The sequence below is a fragment of the Bradyrhizobium sp. genome (genome assembly GCF_017881085.1).
Classification (GTDB): Bacteria; Pseudomonadota; Alphaproteobacteria; order Rhizobiales; family Xanthobacteraceae; genus Bradyrhizobium.
The window spans coordinates 1-17,363 of the sequence record NZ_JADGRI010000080.1 but is presented as its reverse complement, the minus strand read 5'-3'; the positions used below and the strand labels follow the sequence as shown (position 1 = coordinate 17,363).

The 17,363-nt window shown below is 63.2% G+C and carries 12 protein-coding genes and 2 pseudogenes; 2 read left to right on the top strand and 12 right to left on the bottom strand.

What is annotated here, in order from left to right:
• Positions 1 to 595: response regulator transcription factor (locus tag QZ213_RS10320; RefSeq protein ID WP_291685965.1), on the top strand; the 595-nt coding region annotated here is incomplete at its 5' end.
• Positions 596 to 622: 27 nt separating this feature from the next.
• On the opposite strand, the gene QZ213_RS10315 is transcribed toward QZ213_RS10320, so the two are convergent.
• The 12 genes and pseudogenes from QZ213_RS10315 to QZ213_RS10260 all read right to left on the bottom strand — a co-directional run.
• On the bottom strand, positions 623 to 4,138 hold the full coding sequence (locus QZ213_RS10315) for a PAS domain-containing hybrid sensor histidine kinase/response regulator (RefSeq protein ID WP_291685964.1): 3,516 nt from the start codon (positions 4,136 to 4,138) through the stop codon (positions 623 to 625).
• Between the two features lie 167 nt (positions 4,139 to 4,305).
• Positions 4,306 to 4,458, bottom strand: coding sequence for a hypothetical protein (locus QZ213_RS10310; protein WP_291685963.1), 153 nt, complete (start codon positions 4,456 to 4,458; stop codon positions 4,306 to 4,308).
• Between the two features lie 7 nt (positions 4,459 to 4,465).
• Entirely contained in the window at positions 4,466 to 5,695 is a 1,230-nt protein-coding gene (gene hemA, locus QZ213_RS10305) for a 5-aminolevulinate synthase (RefSeq protein WP_291685962.1), read from the bottom strand.
• A 287-nt stretch (positions 5,696 to 5,982) separates the two neighbouring features.
• Positions 5,983 to 7,044 (bottom strand): MBL fold metallo-hydrolase, encoded by a 1,062-nt coding sequence (locus QZ213_RS10300; RefSeq protein ID WP_291685961.1) that lies wholly within the window; start codon positions 7,042 to 7,044, stop codon positions 5,983 to 5,985.
• 275 nt (positions 7,045 to 7,319) lie between these two features.
• Positions 7,320 to 9,463: pseudogene (locus QZ213_RS10295) on the bottom strand (methyl-accepting chemotaxis protein).
• A gap of 169 nt (positions 9,464 to 9,632) precedes the next feature.
• Positions 9,633 to 10,346 carry an outer membrane beta-barrel protein gene (locus tag QZ213_RS10290; RefSeq protein WP_291685960.1) on the bottom strand — a complete coding sequence of 238 codons (714 nt, stop codon included), beginning with the start codon at positions 10,344 to 10,346 and terminating at the stop codon, positions 9,633 to 9,635.
• Between the two features lie 245 nt (positions 10,347 to 10,591).
• Positions 10,592 to 10,990 carry a cytochrome o ubiquinol oxidase subunit IV gene (gene cyoD / locus QZ213_RS10285; protein ID WP_291685959.1) on the bottom strand — a complete coding sequence of 133 codons (399 nt, stop codon included), beginning with the start codon at positions 10,988 to 10,990 and terminating at the stop codon, positions 10,592 to 10,594.
• Complete coding sequence (locus QZ213_RS10280) at positions 10,987 to 11,625, bottom strand: cytochrome (ubi)quinol oxidase subunit III (protein WP_291685958.1); 639 nt, start codon at positions 11,623 to 11,625, stop codon at positions 10,987 to 10,989. The genes cyoD and QZ213_RS10280 overlap by 4 nt, the downstream gene beginning before the upstream one ends.
• A complete protein-coding gene (cyoB, locus tag QZ213_RS10275; RefSeq protein ID WP_291685957.1) occupies positions 11,626 to 13,626 on the bottom strand; it encodes a cytochrome o ubiquinol oxidase subunit I in 2,001 nt (666 codons plus the stop codon).
• Positions 13,616 to 14,449, bottom strand: a complete 834-nt coding sequence (locus tag QZ213_RS10270; protein WP_291685956.1) for a cytochrome ubiquinol oxidase subunit II — start codon at positions 14,447 to 14,449, stop codon at positions 13,616 to 13,618. The genes cyoB and QZ213_RS10270 overlap by 11 nt, the downstream gene beginning before the upstream one ends.
• A gap of 326 nt (positions 14,450 to 14,775) precedes the next feature.
• Positions 14,776 to 16,104, bottom strand: coding sequence for an adenylosuccinate lyase family protein (locus QZ213_RS10265; RefSeq protein ID WP_291685955.1), 1,329 nt, complete (start codon positions 16,102 to 16,104; stop codon positions 14,776 to 14,778).
• A gap of 480 nt (positions 16,105 to 16,584) precedes the next feature.
• Positions 16,585 to 16,821, bottom strand: a pseudogene (locus QZ213_RS10260) (alpha/beta hydrolase); the annotation flags it as partial.
• A 108-nt stretch (positions 16,822 to 16,929) separates the two neighbouring features.
• Here QZ213_RS10260 and QZ213_RS10255 point away from each other — a divergent pair.
• Positions 16,930 to 17,363, top strand: a 434-nt coding sequence (locus QZ213_RS10255; RefSeq protein ID WP_291685954.1) for a uroporphyrinogen decarboxylase family protein, incomplete at its 3' end; no start/stop codon positions are given.

Sequence of the window (17,363 nt, the reverse complement as noted above, 5' to 3'; positions counted from 1 at the left end):
CGTCGTGACCTCGGCAAGGATCGATGAAGCGGGATCGTTCGAGGATCTGACCTCGCTGCTCGAGCAGGATTCCGATGTCGACCTGATCCTGCTCGATCTTACGATGCCGGGGATCTCGGGCTTTTCCGGCCTGATCTATCTGCGGGCGCAGTATCCGGCGATCCCCGTGGTGATCGTATCGGCCAGCGACGATGTGGGCACGATCCGCCGGTCGCTGGATTTCGGCGCGTCGGGGTTCATTCCCAAACGATTCGGGGTCGATACGCTGCGCGACGCGATCGTGAAGGTCATGGATGGCGACGTTTGGGTACCGCCGGATACCGATCTTACCTCCGCGGCCGATCCGGACATGACGCGCTTGCGCGACCGGCTGGTGACGCTGACCCCGCAGCAGGTGAGGGTGCTGATGATGCTGTCGGAAGGGCTGCTCAACAAGCAGATCGCCTACGAGCTCGGCGTCTCGGAAGCGACCATCAAGGCGCACGTATCGGCGATCCTGCAAAAGCTCGGGGTCGAAAGCCGCACCCAGGCGGTAATCGCAGCGGCGAAGATTGCCGGCGGCCAGTGGCGCCAGGGCACGCCGTCGCCGCAGTAAGTCAAATCGCGAAATCCCGATTCCGGTCTATTCCGCGGCCACCATCTGCTGGGTGCGCCACTGACCGAGCAGGGCCCGGAGGGAGGCCGGCTTCACCGGCTTGTTGAGCACCGCGATGTTCTCGTCGCGGGCCGCGGCCCGCACATGCGGACTGCGATCGGCGGTGATCAGGATCGCCGGAATGTTCTCGCCGAAGCGGCGGCGAATGTCCCGGATTGCGGCGACGCCGTTGCCGCGGTCGAGATGGTAGTCGACCAAAAGACCGGTCACCGGCCGGCCGGCGGCCTCGATCGCCTCGACGGCGGCGTCGGGATCGGTCACCGCGATGACCTCTGCGTTCCAGGCCTTGAGCAGCGTTTGCATGCCGTCCAGGATCGCCGCGTCGTTCTCGATGCAGACGATCAGGGAGCCGCTCATCGGCGTCCGCGAGAGCGGGGTCGCGGTGGTGACGGCCGCGGTGTAGTTGATCGCCTTCGCGGTTGGCACCATCACCGAAAAGACCGAGCCGCCGCTGCCGGTGGCGTCGAGCGCGATGCCGTGGTTGAGGACGCGCGCGAGGCGTTCGACGATCGACAGTCCGAGGCCAAGGCCGCGCGCGATCCGAGCGCCCTGCTCCAGCCGGTGGAACTCCTTGAAGATCTCGCCGCGCTTGAGGACGGGAATGCCGACGCCGGTGTCGTAGACGCCGATCCGCAAGCTTTGGCCGTGACGCCGGCAACCGACCAGCACGCGGCCGTGCGGGGTATATTTGATGGCGTTGGAAATCAGGTTCTGCAGCAGACGCCGCAGCATCAGGCGATCGGATTCCACCGGCAGCGAGCAGGGCACGAAGGTCAGCTTCAGCCCCTTGGCGCGCGCGATCGGCGCGAATTCGATTTCCAGCGAGCGCATCAGGTCGCTCATCTTGAAGCTCGTGATCGACGGCGTCATGGCGCCGGCATCGAGCCGCGAGATATCCAGGAGCGCGCCGAGGATTTCCTCGATCGCCTCCAGCGAATCGTCGATGTTTTCGACCAGCCGGGAATCCTCGCCGCCGGCCTGGCGCTCGACCAGGCTCGTGACATAGAGCCGTGCCGCGTTCAGCGGCTGCAGGATGTCGTGGCTGGCGGCGGCCAAAAAGCGCGTCTTGGAGATGTTGGCGTCCTCGGCGGTGCTCTTGGCCAGCGCCAGTTCCGAATTCAGCCGCGTGAGTTCCTCGGTGCGGTCGCGCACCCGCTTTTCGAGGGTGGCGTTGGCGCGCTCCAGCGCTTCGGCCGCCTCGAAGGAGGGAGTGACGTCGGAAAAGGTGATGACCAGTCCGCCGCCCGGCATCCGGTTGGAGCGCACCTCGATCACCATGTGGCGATCGAGCAGGCGCTCCAGATAGGGCTCGCCCTCGGTGGTATAGGCGGCAAGCCGCATTTCCAGCAACGAACGGCTATCGCTTTCGCCGAAACCCGGCGGGCTGATCGCTCCCATGAATTCGAGGATTTCCCGCAAGGGAATCCCGATCTGGACGAGGTGCAGCGGTAATCCCAAAATTTCGCCGAACTGCCGGTTCGAACAGATCAGTTGCAGATCCGCGTCGAACACGGCGATGCCCTGCCGCACGTGGTTCAGCGCGGTCTGCAGGATCTCGCGATTGAAATGCAGCGCGGCGTGGGAATCGTCGAGCAGCTTCAGCGCCGCCTTGGCGGAGACGGTGCGCTTGCGCAGCAACAGCGACATCACGAGGCGCGAGGACGCCGCGCCGATCGAGGAGGCGATCAGATGTTCGGCATGCTGCAGCAGTTCGAAATCGGCCGGTGCGGCCGGATCGAGTCTCGCATTGTGAGTGACCGCGAAGGCTTCGAACGAATGCCGGGCGCGATCGGGGCCCAGATACTGCGCCACCGTGCTCTGGATGTCCTGCACCGTCACCGTGGTGCGCCAGCGCCGGAATGTCGGCGTCGTCGGCGCCAGCGCATCCGGCACGAACAGGTCCGCCTGCAATCGTTCGATCGAGGACGGCTGGCGCGCAAGCGACAGCACCACATAGGTCAGGACGTTGAGCGAAAGCGACCACAGCACGCCGTGCAGAAGCGGCGGCAGATCGGCGCCGAACAGGGCCTGCGGACGCAGTGCCTCGATGCCGAACGGACCGTGCTGCAGGATCAGCATGCCCGCGGTATTGCCGTCCAGGAAGCTCGGAAGAAACAGCGTGTAGATCCACACCGCGCCGCCGACCAGCATGCCGCCGATGGCGCCGCGTGCGGTCGCGCGCCGCCAGAACAGGCCGCCGAAAAACGCCGGCGCGAGTTGCGCGATGGCCGCAAAGGACAACAGCCCGATCGCCGCGAGCTGGGTGTTGCCGAGCGCGCGGTAATAACAATACGCCATCGCCATGATGCCGAAAATCGCGAAGCGGCGCACCTTGAGCAGGAAGTCGCCGAAATCGTTCCGGCGCGCGGCCGATTGCGGGCCGCGCTGCAGCACCAGCGGCACGATGATATCGTTCGAGACCATGACCGAAAGCGCGACGCATTCCACGATCACCATCGCGGTGGCGGCCGACAGGCCTCCGACGAAGACGCCGACGCTGAGCAGGGGCGCATCTCCCTCCATCGGCAATGCCAGCACATACATGTCGCTGTCGACCGCGCCGAACGGGAAGATGATCAGCCCCGCGAGCGCGATCGGAATCACGAACAGATTGATGGCGATCAGATAGAACGGAAACAGCCAGCGGGCCCGGCCGACTTCGGCATCGGTGGAATTCTCGACCACGCTGACGTGAAACTGGCGCGGCAGCAGCATGATCGCGCAGAACGACAACAGCACCATGGTGAGGAAGTTGCCGATCGAGGGCGTGTAGTCGATGGCGCGCACCGCTTCTGGTGTCTTCATCGCGCGTTCGATCAGTTCATGCGGACTGAACATCCAGAACGTGACGAAGGCGCCGGCGGCGATAAAGGCCACCAGCTTGATGATGGATTCCGTGGCGACCGCCAGCATCAGGCCGTGCTGGTGTTCGGTGGCGTCGCTCTGGCGGGTGCCGAACAGCACCGCGAAGGCCGCCATCGCCAGCGTGACCATCAGCGCGATGTCGCCGATGATCGGAATTTGGGAGAACGCCTGGTCCTCGCTCAGGATGGTTTGGAGCGAAGAGGCCACCGCCTTGAGCTGGAGCGCAATATAGGGAACCGAACCGATGATCGCGATCAGCGCGACGGTGGCGGCAACGGCCTGGCTCTTGCCGTATCGAGCGGCGATGAAATCGGCGATCGAGGTGATGTTCTGCGATTTCGCCAGCCGGATTACCCGGCGCAACAGCGGCGTGCACAGCCCCACCATCAGGATCGGGCCGACATAGATCGCGAGAAAATCGACGCTGGTGCGGGTGGCGAATCCCACCGAGCCGAAGAACGTCCAGGAGGTGCAATAGATCGCCAGCGACAGCGGATAGATCAGCGCGCTGGCTCGGCCGCGCTGCGTCGGCGACAGGCGGTCGCCATAGCTCGCCACCAGAAACAGGAACCCGATGTAGCCGAAGGCAGCTGCGATCACGCCCCAGTCGTGCAGCATCGCTGCTTGCTCCCTGTCGAGGCCCTAAGCCCCAACTTCAATTACTTGCGCGCATTCTAGGCGCAAAACCGGTATCCGCTTTTGCGGAATACGCGCCTCAAACTACCGCTTTGCGCCACCGCAGGCGACAGCGAAATGCCCCTGAAATTCAGGAATTTAGATCGTCGTTAAGTCCAGCGGGGCGCCATGAATACGCCCAAGGCAACGATAAGCCAGGCGGCCAGCCCGCCGAGCAGGGCGATGCGGTAATCGACCCGATCGACCGCGAGATAGCAGACCGTCACGAGGCCGCCGGCAATGCCTTTCCAGACAATGTCCATTCGCTCGCTATTCGGCCGCCAGCGATTTTCTCCGCAGCGGCAGGCCGAGACGTTCCCAGACCTGCAGCAGCGCTTCGGCGAGCTGATCGATCAGCACGTCGTCGTGATAGGGCGAGGGCGTGATGCGCAGCCGCTCCGTGCCCTTGGCCACCGTCGGATAGTTGATCGGCTGGATGTAGATATTGTGCTCTTCAAGCAGGATGTCGCAGGCCCGCTTGCAGGCCTCCGGGTCGCCGACGAACAGCGGCACGATATGGGTGTCGCTCGACATCACCGGCAGGCCGGCGGCGGTCAGGATCGCCTTGACGCGGGCGGCGCGGTCCTGATGGCGCTCGCGCTCCCAGGACGAAGTCTTCAGATGCCGGATCGCGGCGGTGGCTGCGGAACAGATCGCCGGCGGCAGCGCGGTGGTGAAGATGAAGCCGGGGGCGTAGGAACGCACCGCGTCGATGATGTCGCTACTTGCGGCGATATAGCCGCCGAGGCAGCCGAACGCCTTGGCGAGCGTGCCTTCCAGGATATCGATCCGGTGCATGACGCCATCGCGTTCGGCGATGCCGCCGCCGCGCGAACCGTACATGCCGACCGCGTGAACCTCGTCGACATAGGTCATCGCGCCGTAGCGCTCGGCGAGATCGCAGATCCTGGTCAGGGGCGCGACGTCGCCGTCCATCGAATAGAGGCTCTCGCAGACGATCAGCTTCGGCCGGCCGGGGCCCGCGGCGCGCAGCAGCTCTTCGAGATGCGCCGTGTCGTTGTGGCGGAATACCTGGCGCTCGCAGCCGGACTGGCGGATGCCTTCAATCATCGAATTGTGGTTGAGCTCGTCCGACAGGATCAGGCAATTCGGGATCAGCTTCGCGATGGTCGCAATGCCGGTCTGGTTCGAGACGTAGCCGGAGGTGAACAAGAGCGCCGCTTCCTTGCCGTGCAGATCGGCCAGTTCGGCTTCCAGCTGCACCAGCGGGTGATGGGTGCCGGCGATGTTGCGGGTGCCGCCGGCGCCGGTGCCGACGCGGGTGGCGGTTTCCACCATGGCGCCGACCACTTTCGGGTGTTGTCCCATGCCGAGATAGTCGTTGGAGCACCAGATCACGACATTGCGCGCGCCGTTCGGCGAGTGCCACATCGCGTGCGGAAACCGGCCGGCGATGCGCTCGAGATCGGCGAAAACCCGGTAGCGCCGCTCGTCATGCAGGCGGTTGAGGGCGGCACTGAAGAACTGGCTGTAATCCATCGCAAAACTGCCTGTCAGGGAAGCTGGGGCCGGGACGGCCAAGCCTTGTTGAGCAAAGTCTTGTTAAGAGATCTCTTTTTAGAGCGTTTCCAGGTTTGATGTCGAGCCGAATCGGCCCTCCGCCATCCCCCATGTGAGGGGGGACCGGGTTGCTTCGTACGCGGAACGAAACTTGATCCTGATCAATACGCCGTGACCGCCGGCGCGGCGCGTGCATTTTGAAAACGCGCAGAGGCCGACGGGGTTGACGTGGTCCTGGAGCGGAGCGGGCCGGCGTGGTTCGGTTGTCAGGTCGTCCTGAAGTGGAGCACGCCGTCGATTTCCTCCGCCATCAGGCGTCCTTCGACCAGCATGTAATTGACGTGCGCGATCAATTCGCCGGCGGCAAAGCCCATTTGATGCACGTCGAGCACGTGCTTGTGGAACACGACAGGCACCAGTTCCTTCGACGTTTTCGGCGTTTCCCGGCAAGCCTCGGCAATGAGCCGGCAGCGATCCTCGTGATGATCGGCCAATTGCTTGATGCGGGTCTTCAGGCCGTAGAACGGCACGCCGTGGCCGGGCAGCACGATGACGTCATAGGGCAGCGTCGTGGTCAGGCTCGCCAACGAGGCCAGATATTCGCCGAGCGAGTTCTGGTCGGGTTCCACCGCCCAGACGCTGACATTGGGCGAGATCTTGCTCAGCACCTGGTCGGCGGACAGGAACAGCTTGTCGGCGGCGCAGTACAGCATCACCTGGTCCAGCGCATGGCCGCCGCCGGTGATCACCTTGAAGCGCCGCGTGCCGATGGAAATCTCGTCGCCATGCGAGATGCGCCGGTAGGAAGGCGGCAGGATCGAAACCCGCTTCAGGTAATCCTGGCCGCGGCCGAGCAATTTGTCGGTCAGGTTCTCGTCCATGCCGTGACGGCGGAAGAACAGTCGCTGCGCCATCTTCCGCTCTTCGGTGCCGCGGTTCTGATGATAGACCGACTGCAGATATTCTACCTGCGACATATAAAGCGGGCAGTTGAAACGCTCGACGATCCACCCGGCGAGACCGACGTGGTCGGGATGCGAATGCGTCACGATCAGCCGCGTGACTTCGACATGCTTGAGCGGACCCTCGAACAATGCGATCCAGGCCGCGATCGATTCCTCATTGCCGAAGCCGGAATCCACCATCGCCCAGCCGTCGCCGTCGGCGAGCAGATAGATGTTCACGTGGTTGAGGCGGAACGGCAGCTTGAGCCGGACCCACAATACCCCCGGCATCACCTCGACGACCTGATCCTCGCCGGGATGATTTTCCCAGGGGTACCGAAGCGCCTCGGCGGAGGACTGAACCGTGTCTGTTTTGGAATGCATGGCTTCGCGTCGCAATGATCTGGTACCGGCTTAGCCGCACAATCGGCGCGGCGCCAGCCGAAAAAATGGATGCGGGTTTGGGCAAAACACATGGGTGTTTGATTTCGCCGTCATTCCGGGGCTATGCCAACGGGTCCGGCCAAAGGCCGGCCCGATGACAGGCTCCGCATAGAACCCGGAATCCCGAGATTCCCTGGTGCGCGATTGCGCACCTGAGGTCTGGTGCTGACGCACCATCCCGGAATGACCGAGTCGTTCGCTTCGGCGCCCGTGCTCTAAGCGGCCCGGATATTGGAGAGGAAGGCGTCGATTTCCGCGCGCAGCACGTCGGCCTCGCGGCGCAGTTCGTCGGAGGCGTTCAGCACTTCGCCGGCGGCTGAGCCGGCTTGGGCGGAAGCGGTGGAGGCGCCGATGATGTTGCTGGAAACCTCGGAGGTGCCGCCGGCGGCGTGCTGGATGTTGCGGGCGATCTCGCGCGTCGCCGCGCCCTGCTCTTCGACCGCCGCCGCGATCGCGGTGGTCACCTCATTGATCTCGCTGATGGTATTGGTGATGCTGCGGATCGCGCCGACGGCCGACGAGGTCACCTGCTGCATATTGGCGATCTGACGGATTTCGTCGGTGGCCTTCGCGGTCTGGTTGGCGAGGCTCTTGACCTCGGAGGCGACCACCGCGAAACCGCGGCCGGCATCGCCGGCGCGCGCGGCTTCGATGGTGGCGTTGAGCGCGAGCAAATTGGTCTGGGAGGCAATGGTCTGAATCAGATCGACCACGACGCTGATGCGCCCGGCGTTTTCGGCCAAACCCTGCATGGTGGCGTCGGTCGCGCCGGCCTCATCGACGGCCTTGCGGGCAATCTCCGCCGAAGACACCACCTGGCGGCCGATTTCGGCGATCGAGGACGACAATTCCTCGGTGCCCGAGGACACCGTCTGCACGTTGACTGAGGTTTCCTCGGCGGCGGAGGCCACCGCGCTCACCAGCGCGCTGGATTGATCGGCGGTCGCTGATATGCTTTGCGCCGTGGTCTGCATGGAATTGGCCGACTTCTGCAGGCTGTCCAGCGCGGCGCGGACGGTGCTTTCGAATTCGACGATCCGGGCTTCCATGCGGGCGGCGCGTTCGGCCTCGGCGATCCGATCCTTGTCCTGGTCGGAGCTCAGCGCGCGAGCCTCGATCATGCTTTCGCGAAAGACCTCCAGCGAATTCGCCATCGCGGCGACTTCGTCCTGCTGGTGTGAGCGATAGATCTCCGATTCGAGGTCGCCGTCGGACAGAAGCTGCATCGAGCGCTGCAGGGCGCGGATCCGGCGCAGGATATTGCGGCCGACATAGAGCCAGACGAACAGCACGGATCCGTCAGGGTCAGAGCGCCGAGCGCCAGCATCACCGTGGTCGCATATGAAATCTCGCGGCGCGCCTGCCAGGTCGAGGCGTTGGTCTCGGTCTGCACGCCGTCGACGAGCTGCTGCACGCTGATGCCGAGACCGACGTTCAATTTGCGGGCCTCGTCGAGGATGATCTGGCCGTAATCGTTGGCGTCCAGTTCCCGCTGGCGGAGCTTGAAGACGCCGGCGTTGCCCTCGCCCAGCGCCAGCAGTTTCAGCGCCGCGTCGCTCAGCCCCTTGGTGCCGGCGTTTTTGGGCAGGAGATCGAGGTTCGACTTGACGCGCGCCTGCGCGGCTTTGAATTCCTTCTCGATCGCGTCCAGCGTGTCGCTGCCGTTGGCCGAAAGGGCCGCGATCATCTGCGACGCCGCCAGATTGCCGCTGGCGAATACGTTGCCGAGCTGGTCGATGGTCCGGGCGGCCTCGGCCGCGTCATCGGAAGAAAGGTTGGCCGATTGCAGGATGGCGTTGATCTGGGACTGGGCGTCCATCATCAACGGGCTCGCGGCGGCAACGAAGGCTCCTTGCGTGCTGCGCAGCGCGTCATATTGCTTCTGGTGCTGGGCCGCGATGCCGAGCCGTTCCTTCGCCGCCGAACCGAGGCTCTTGATGGTGTCGTCGATATTCTTCACGGCCTCGGTGAGGGCCGCGACCACATTCTTGTCGGCGCCGAGCTCGATGATTTTGCCGAGCTTCCGCAGCGTGATCTGCTGGGTCTCCTGCATCTTCCTGGAACGTTCGTTCAGCGCGTCCTCGCTTTCGGAGGCGAGCAGCGCCGGTCCCTGACTGGCAAGGCTCGCGCTCTGGGCGGAAAGCTGCAGGCTGGCCGCAAGGCGCGGGATATCCTGACCGCTCAAGTCGACCATGCGGCCGCCGAGATGACCAAGCACCATGGCTGCGCCTGCGCTGATGACGAGGGCCATGCCAGCGATCAAAGCGAAGGCGGCAAACAGGCTGCCTCGGATGCCCCAGCGCGGCCGCAAGAAGCCAAAGAACCTGCCAAGTTTGCCGATCGCCAATCGCCGCGCCATGTCGTTCCCGCCCGCTAAATCCATTGGGATAGATCGTCCGGGCGGCAGTATTGCGTTACCAAGTTAACAAAAGCGCGTAGATTTACGGGCTTTGCTTGCTTTTTAGGCATCGAAAACAAAAAGGCCGGCGCGAGGCCGGCCTTTCCGAAGTTACGATCCGGTTAAAGGATCAATACTTGGCAACCACCGGGCCACCCCAGTTGAAGCGATAGTTCAGGCCGGCCTTAACCGTATGCTCGTCGTCGCGGAAGCTCGTACCGACGATGACGGCAGGACCGGTCGTGAAGGTGGTGCTGCCGAAATTGTAGTACTGGTATTCGATCTTGGCGGACCAGCTCGGCGCGAACATGTATTCGAGGCCGCCGCCAACGGTGTAGCCGTCACGATGGTTGCCGTTGGTGGTGAAGCCCACTGGAACGCCATTGGTCGCGACGTTCAGGTTGTTGCCGTCCTTCCAGGCATAACCGCCCTTGGCGTAAAGCAGCGCCGGGCCCCAAGTGTAGCCGAGTCGGCCGGTGACCGATCCAAGCTGATCGTTGTTGGAGGTGACCAGCACGCCGCCCGGGAAGAGCCGGCCGTTGTTGTTGCTGCCGAGCCAGCTGTACTGGGCTTCGACACCGAGCACCCAGCTCGGGGCGAACTGATAGTCAAAGCCGCCCTGCACGCCGCCGAGGAAACGGCCGTCGTTGCCGGCCAGGCTGTTGTCGCCGGCGAACGCGCCGCCGACATGACCGCCGATATAGAAGCCGGTCCAGTTATAGATCGGCGCGGAATAGACCGGAGCCTTGGTGTAGGAAGGGCGAGCGCCGAGATCGGCAGCGAGTGCTGGCACGGTCGCGCTGAGAGCGACGAGGGCCACAGTACCGAGTAGAAACTTTTTCATTGGTCTTGTTCTCCGAGAGTCATTTTCGAGAGGCGCCGTGCGTCGGCTCCATCCATGGCGCGCACTTAGCCAGCTTTTGAATAAAATGCTGTCACCGGGCGGCCACAGTCAGCAAGTTCCCAACCTATTGGTGGAACTCGTATTTTTGTTGCTTAATGGGGGCTTAATCGGACCTAAAAGAAGCCCTAATTTTTGAGGCTTCGGCTCACGGAGCTGTGATCGACCTCGATCGAATCGCGGCCGCGCTAGCGCTGTATCTGCATCAGCTGATCCATCGGCATCATGTTGTGGTTGAGATTCGCCATGATCCAGAGCGAGCCGCCGATCACGAGCATGACGATCAGCACGCCGAAAGCCAGCGCCAGTATGTTGTTGGTGTTGTCGGCCCCGGCAGTGATGTGCAGGAAGAACACCAGGTGCACGCCCATTTGCGCGATCGCCAGCACCACCAGTGCGACCGGAATGCTGGGCTGCCAGAACAGATCGGTACCCGCTATAAAGAAAGAGGTCGCCGTCAGCAGGATGGCGAGCCCCAGCCCGATCAGATAGCCGAGGACCCGCTGGCTGATGCCACCGCCTTCGAGGTGCTCGTCGCCCGGAGCGATGTCGATGTTGTGATCGACTTGCTGGTGTCCTTTGGTCATGCGGCACTCCCGAGCAGGTACACCACGGTGAACACGGCGATCCAGATGATGTCGAGCGCGTGCCAGAACAGCGCGAAGCACAGGATGCGACGCTGTATGTCCGCCCGGAATCCCTTGGCGAAGACCTGCGCCATCATCGTCAATAGCCAGAGAATGCCGCCCGAGACGTGCAGCCCGTGGCAGCCGACCAGCGTGAAGAACGCCGACAGGAACGCGCTGCGCGTCGGCCCGGCGCCGCGGGCGACGAGGCTCGCGAACTCCCTGCCTTCGATGGTGAGAAAGGCAAGCCCCAAAAGGCAGGTGACGGTCATCGCGATCTGGAACCAGAACTTGTTGCGCGCGTCGGCGGCGATCGTGGCAAGCCCGCAGGTAAAGCTCGATGCCAGCAGAAATCCGGTCTCGATCGCGACATTCGGCAGATCGAACAGCTGGCCCCCGCGCGGCCCGCCCGCCGTCTGACCTAGCAGCACGGCATAGGTCGCGAAGAAGGCCGAGAACATCACCATGTCGCTGAGAATGAAGATCCAGAAGCCGTAGCCGGTGACGATCCGCTTGGAGGCGGGACCGCTATGCTCCAGGGCGCCCCGCACATGATGCGGGTCGCCGTCAGCGTATGCCATGGTCTGGTCGGCCATCTACGAACTCCCGGCGGCGCCGAGGAGGGCGCGCCGTTCCGCCAAATTGGCGCGGTCGATGCGTGCGACTTCCGCGGCGGGAATGACGTATTCGTCATGGTCGCGCCAGGCGAACGCCACGAAGGTCGCGAACGCGCCAACGAGCCCGGCGGCGACCATCCACCAGATATGCCAGATCAGCGCGAAGCCCATCACCGTGGCAAAGAACGCGCAGACGAATCCGGTCGGCGAGTTGCGAGGCATTTCGATGTCCTCATATTCCGGCTCGTGCTTCTCGAGGTCCTGCCGCTGGGCGTGCGTTTTCATCGCCCAATACGCACCCTCGCCGCGCACATCGGGCGGAATCGCGAAATTGAAAACGGGCGGCGGCGAGGCGGTGGCCCATTCCAGCGACCGCCCGTGCCAGGGATCGCCGGTGCGGTCGCACAATTCATCGCGATGGCGGATGCTGACGACGAGCTGCAGGATCTGAAAGACGATGCCGATCAGGATCAGGACGGCGCCGAATGCGGCCAGCATCAGCCAGGGTCGCCATTCCGGCACGTCGTAATGTTGCATGCGCCGGGTCATGCCGAGCATGCCGACCGCATAAAGCGGCATGAAGGCGACGTAAAAGCCGATCAGCCAGAACCAGAACGCGGCCTTTCCGAAACCCTCATGCAGCCGGAAGCCGAATGCCTTCGGGAACCAGTAGGTGTAGCCGGCGAACGCGCCGAACAGCACGCCGCCGATGATCACGTTATGGAAATGCGCGACCAGGAACAGGCTGTTGTGCAACAGGAAGTCGGCGGGCGGCACGGCGACGAGGACGCCGGTCAATCCGCCGATGATGAACGTCACCATGAACCCGATCGACCACAGCATCGGCGTCGCGAAACGAACGCGCCCGCCATACATCGTGAACAGCCAGTTATAGATTTTCACGCCGGTCGGCACGGCGATGATCATGCTGGCGATGCCGAAGATGGCGTTGACGTCGGGGCCGGCGCCCATGGTGAAGAAATGATGCAGCCAAACCATGAACGAGATGACGCAGATCGCCATGGTGGCCAGCACCATCGAACGGTAGCCGAACAGCGGCTTGCCCGAAAAGGTCGAGACCACCTCCGAGAAGACGCCGAACGCGGGCAGGATCAGGATATAGACCTCCGGATGGCCCCAGGCCCAGATCAGGTTCATGAACATCATCATGTTGCCGCCGGCCTCGTTGGTGAAGAAATGGAAGCCGAAATAGCGGTCGAGGATCAGCATCGCCAGCGTCGCGGTCAGGATCGGAAACGCCGCGACGATCAACAGATTTGAAGCCAGCGTGGTCCAGCAGAACATCGGCATGCGCAGAAGGGTCATGCCCCTGGTGCGCAGCTTCAGCACGGTGGTGACGAGATTGATGCCGGCGACCAACGTGCCGACGCCGGAAATTTCCAGCGACCACAGATAATAGTCGACGCCGACGCCGGGCGAATAAGTCAGCTCCGACAGCGGCGGGTAGGGCAGCCAGCCGGTGCGCGCGAATTCGCCGATCACAAGGGAAATATTGACCAGCAGCGCCCCGGTGGCGGTGAGCCAGAAGCCGACCGAGTTCAGGGTCGGAAACGCCACGTCGCGAACGCCGAGTTGCAGCGGGACGACCAGATTCATCAACCCGATCACGAACGGCATCGCCACGAAGAAGATCATGATGGTGCCGTGGGCGGAAAAGATCTGGTTGAAATGCTCGGGCGGCAGATAGCCTTGCGAATGAAAGGCAACCGCCTGCTGGCCGCGCATCATGATCGCGTCGGCAAATCCGCGCAGCAGCATCACCGCGGCGAGCAGGATGTACATCACGCCGATCCGCTTGTGGTCGACGCTGGTGATCCATTCTTCCCAGAGATAGGGCATGTGGCCCTTGACCACGACCCAGGCCAGGATGCCGAGAATAGCCAGCGCCACCACGGCCGACGTGATCATCGGAATCGGCTGGTCGATCGGAATCGCCGACCAATTGAGCTTACCGAGCATCGGACGCTCCGATATAGGATTGCGCAGCCTCCGAAGTGATCTTCGGCCCTGGGCCCGGCAGGATCATCTGGGTCGCGATGGCATCGAACAGCCGGGGATCGTCGAGCCGATAGGTCGGCTTGTCGCGTTCGACCGTCTGCAGGGCGAGCTTGCCGTAGCTTTCCGCGTTCAGGACCAGATCGCTGCGCGCCGTCTTCGCCACCCAGTCGGGAAACGCTAGCGGTGATATGACGTGAACGTCGAACAGCATGTCGGGGAAGCCGTCGCCGCTGAAATGCGACGACAGTCCCTGATAGTAGCCCTCATTGTCGGCGCGAAGATGCAGCCGGGTCACCATGCCGTTCATGGTGTAAATCATGCTGCCGAACTGCGGGATGAAGAACGCGTTCATTACGCTGCCCGATGTCAGCTCGAAGCGCAGCGACGCGCCGGCGGGCACGGTCAAGGTGTTGACTGTCGCGATCCGCTGATCCGGATAGATAAAAAGCCATTTCCAGTCGAGCGAGACGACCTGGATCCGGACTGGGCTTCCCGTGCCTTCCACCGGCGTAGCCGGATCCAGCTGATGCGATCCGATCCAGGCGACGCCGCCGAGCAGAATGACGGTGAGCGCCGGGATCGACCAGACCACCAGTTCGATGCGGCCCGAATATTCCCAGTCCGGCCAGTAAGTGGCTTTGGTATTCGATGCCCGGAACCAGAACGCAAACGCAAAAATCGCGGCGATAGTCGGCAGCACGATCGCCAGCATGATCGCGACCGAATCGATCAGGATGGTCTTGTCGGCGGCTCCGATCGGCCCCTGGGGATCAAGGATATTCATCGCTGAACCAGAAAATGGAACTCGTCATAACGACGCCACGCACCGAAGGTTCCATCGTACAAGGTCGCCAGGACGGCGTTTGCCAGAAACACCGCCCCTGCGACCGTGCGAACTCGAAAGCTTCCGGCCTTACTTGAACTGCGGAATAGTCGGGCCAGTGATCTGCGGCTGCGGCAGCGGAGTCATTTTGCTGGCGTTTCCAATCCCGCTCGGATCGACCATCACATTGTTCGTGGTAGCCATCGTATCCTCCCCGAATCATCTGCTGGTCTGAGGCGGCGCTGTGCGGCGCTACCGGTGAGATAGAGTGCTGCGCGCGGGCGATGTCAGCCGCCGCGGGCGGCTTTGGCGCCTGAAATTTCGAGAACGCGATCGACCATCGCGCCGCATAGGCCGAGATAGTTCGCGGGATCGCAGTGACGCCTGATCGCATCCTTGCCCCCGAGGGCTTCGGCGATCTCCGGCACGTCCGCCAGAATATCGGCGAGCTGGCCGCCGCCTTCGATGGCCTCGCGGCAGGCGCCATAGACGACGTCGTGAGCCTTTTGCCGCCCGAGCTTCGGCGCGGCGGCCATCATCACGGCCTCCGCAACGATGAGGCCCTGGGTCAGGTCGAGATTGTCCAGCATCCGCTGCTCATGAACGACGAGGCCGGCGAGCATGAATTTGGCGTTGGCCAGCGATGCGGCCGCCAGCAGGAAGCTTTCCGGCAGCGATACCCATTCGAGATGCCAGGGACCGGTCGCCCGCTCGAAATCGTGGATCATGCCGTCCAGCATCGCGGCGACATGCTGGCGTACGGCCTTCGCCGCTGCGAGCATCAACTCGCTGGAAATGGGATTTCGCTTCTGCGGCATCGTCGACGAGGCGCCGCGCCCTGGCACGAACGGCTCGGAGACTTCGCCGAATTCCGACGCCGACATCAGCATCACGTCGGTGGCGATCTTTCCCAATGTGCCGGTGATGAGGCCCAGCAAAGTCACTGACTCGGCGATGCCATCCCGGGCGACGTGCCACGTGATCGGCGGCTGATGCAGTCCCAGTTCCTCGCAGAACAGTTTCTGCATTTCCAGACCGCGGTCGCCGACAGAGGCAAGCGTGCCGGCAGCGCCTGAGAATTCGCCAATCAGGATTCGCGGCAGCGCCTGATCGACACGCTCGATATGGCGGTCGACGGAGGACAGCCAGACCGCCGCCTTGTAGCCGAACGTTATCGGAAGTGCCTGCTGGAGATGGGTTCGCCCGGCCATCGGCGTATTGCGGTACTTGCGCGCCATGGTCGCGAGGATGTCGCGGATCTCGCGCAGGTCACGCGCAACGATCTGGAGCGCTGTTCGGATCTGCAGTACGTTGGCCGTGTCCATGATGTCCTGGGTCGTCGCCCCCCAGTGAACGTAACCGCCGGCTTCACCCGCAGCTTCCGATAGCTGATGTACCAGTGGCAGGATGGGGTAGCCCACGATCTCGGTTTCGCGACGAAGCTTTTCGAGGTCGACCTGGATGGAGTGCGCAGCGGCCCCGATGGCGTCGGCGGCGGTTTTGGGCACCACGCCCAAGCGGGCCTGGGCGCGGGCAAGTGCGACCTCGGCTTCGAGATAACGCGCGATCAGCGCATCGTCGGCAAAGACCGCCCGCATTTCGGCAGTCCCGAACATGTCGCGAAACAAAGCCGAATCGAAAACCGTGCTACCCAATTGCGCCACCTCCCTGAAGCTAATGGCCGAAGTATCGTTCAGCATTCATCCGGCTAATCGCCACAGCTATACGACCCGACTGACATGTCAGGAAGCGGAGACGATCTAACCCTCGAATACCCGCGCCCGGCAAATCCAGTGGAAGAAACACCGGCGATCGAGCCACCCTGTTTCCGGCCGAAACGGCCGAAACCGACGATAAAGCCTGCGTCGGATTATGCTAATTTTACGGCCTTCCCCGCGGAAAGGGGAGGTCCCCCCGAGGCCAAGCGCGTCGGCGCCCTATATTCACGACACTTCCCGAACGATATCGAATCAACAGGCAGAACCGTCTGACGGTCCGTCTAACCCAGTCGTGGTGTCCGCCGGGCGATGTGGCGTCGAGCCGCTGCATCGATGCGCAACGGCAGCGCCCTTTGATCCAAATCAATTCTGTAATCATTCGCGTTTTCCGCGCTCGGAATGTCCGAAGCCGGGAAGCTCCAGCGCATAGACGGTGCGGCTCTGGCGGTAATGCTCGTACAGCGGTTTGATTTCATAGGCCGAGCCGGCGGCGTTGATGCTGTGAATCAGCGCCTTGCTCTGCGCACCGGGACCGGCGGCGTAATAAGTCAGGCGACCGACCGGGCTGCCGATCTCGTGGCGCTGCCCGGAAACGGGTGCGGGCAATTCAGCCATGTCGTTTCCCTTTTTCCAAGATCCCGCCCACCTTGCCGTGGCCAAGAGCCTAGCAGCAGTGTATCCGAAACGACAACGAGACCTGTCGATCCAGATCGGAAACTCCGCTTGACACCGAACCCGCCGCCAAAACCGTTCCTTGAAGTGCTTTCCGGCCGCCGCCAGCCGGTGCCGCCGATCTGGATGATGCGGCAAGCTGGCCGCTACCTGCCGGAATACCGCGAAGTGCGCGCCAAGGCGGGGGGCTTTCTCGACCTGTGCTTTACGCCGGAATTCGCCGCCGAAGTCACGCTGCAGCCGATCCGCCGTTTCAACTTCGATGCCGCGATCATCTTCTCGGATATTCTGGTGATTCCCTACGCGCTCGGGCGTTCGGTGCGCTTCGAGGTCGGCGAGGGCCCGCGGCTCGATCCGCTGGACACGCCGGAGAAAGTCGAAACGCTGGCGCCAAAGGCCGACTTCGGCAAACTGGAGCCGGTGTATGAAGCGCTGCGCCGCGTGCGCCGCGAACTCGATCCGAAGATCGCGCTGATCGGCTTCTG

Excerpts from the sequence above, each read along its gene's own strand:
- QZ213_RS10315 (WP_291685964.1), bottom strand. The coding sequence starts at position 4,138 with ATGCTGCACGACTGGGGCGTGATCGCAGCTGCCTTCGGCTACATCGGG.
- QZ213_RS10310 (WP_291685963.1), bottom strand. The coding sequence starts at position 4,458 with ATGGACATTGTCTGGAAAGGCATTGCCGGCGGCCTCGTGACGGTCTGC.
- hemA (WP_291685962.1), bottom strand. The coding sequence starts at position 5,695 with ATGGATTACAGCCAGTTCTTCAGTGCCGCCCTCAACCGCCTGCATGAC.
- QZ213_RS10300 (WP_291685961.1), bottom strand. The coding sequence starts at position 7,044 with ATGCATTCCAAAACAGACACGGTTCAGTCCTCCGCCGAGGCGCTTCGG.
- QZ213_RS10290 (WP_291685960.1), bottom strand. The coding sequence starts at position 10,346 with ATGAAAAAGTTTCTACTCGGTACTGTGGCCCTCGTCGCTCTCAGCGCG.
- cyoD (WP_291685959.1), bottom strand. The coding sequence starts at position 10,990 with ATGACCAAAGGACACCAGCAAGTCGATCACAACATCGACATCGCTCCG.
- QZ213_RS10280 (WP_291685958.1), bottom strand. The coding sequence starts at position 11,625 with ATGGCCGACCAGACCATGGCATACGCTGACGGCGACCCGCATCATGTG.
- cyoB (WP_291685957.1), bottom strand. The coding sequence starts at position 13,626 with ATGCTCGGTAAGCTCAATTGGTCGGCGATTCCGATCGACCAGCCGATT.
- QZ213_RS10270 (WP_291685956.1), bottom strand. The coding sequence starts at position 14,449 with ATGAATATCCTTGATCCCCAGGGGCCGATCGGAGCCGCCGACAAGACC.
- QZ213_RS10265 (WP_291685955.1), bottom strand. The coding sequence starts at position 16,104 with ATGTTCGGGACTGCCGAAATGCGGGCGGTCTTTGCCGACGATGCGCTG.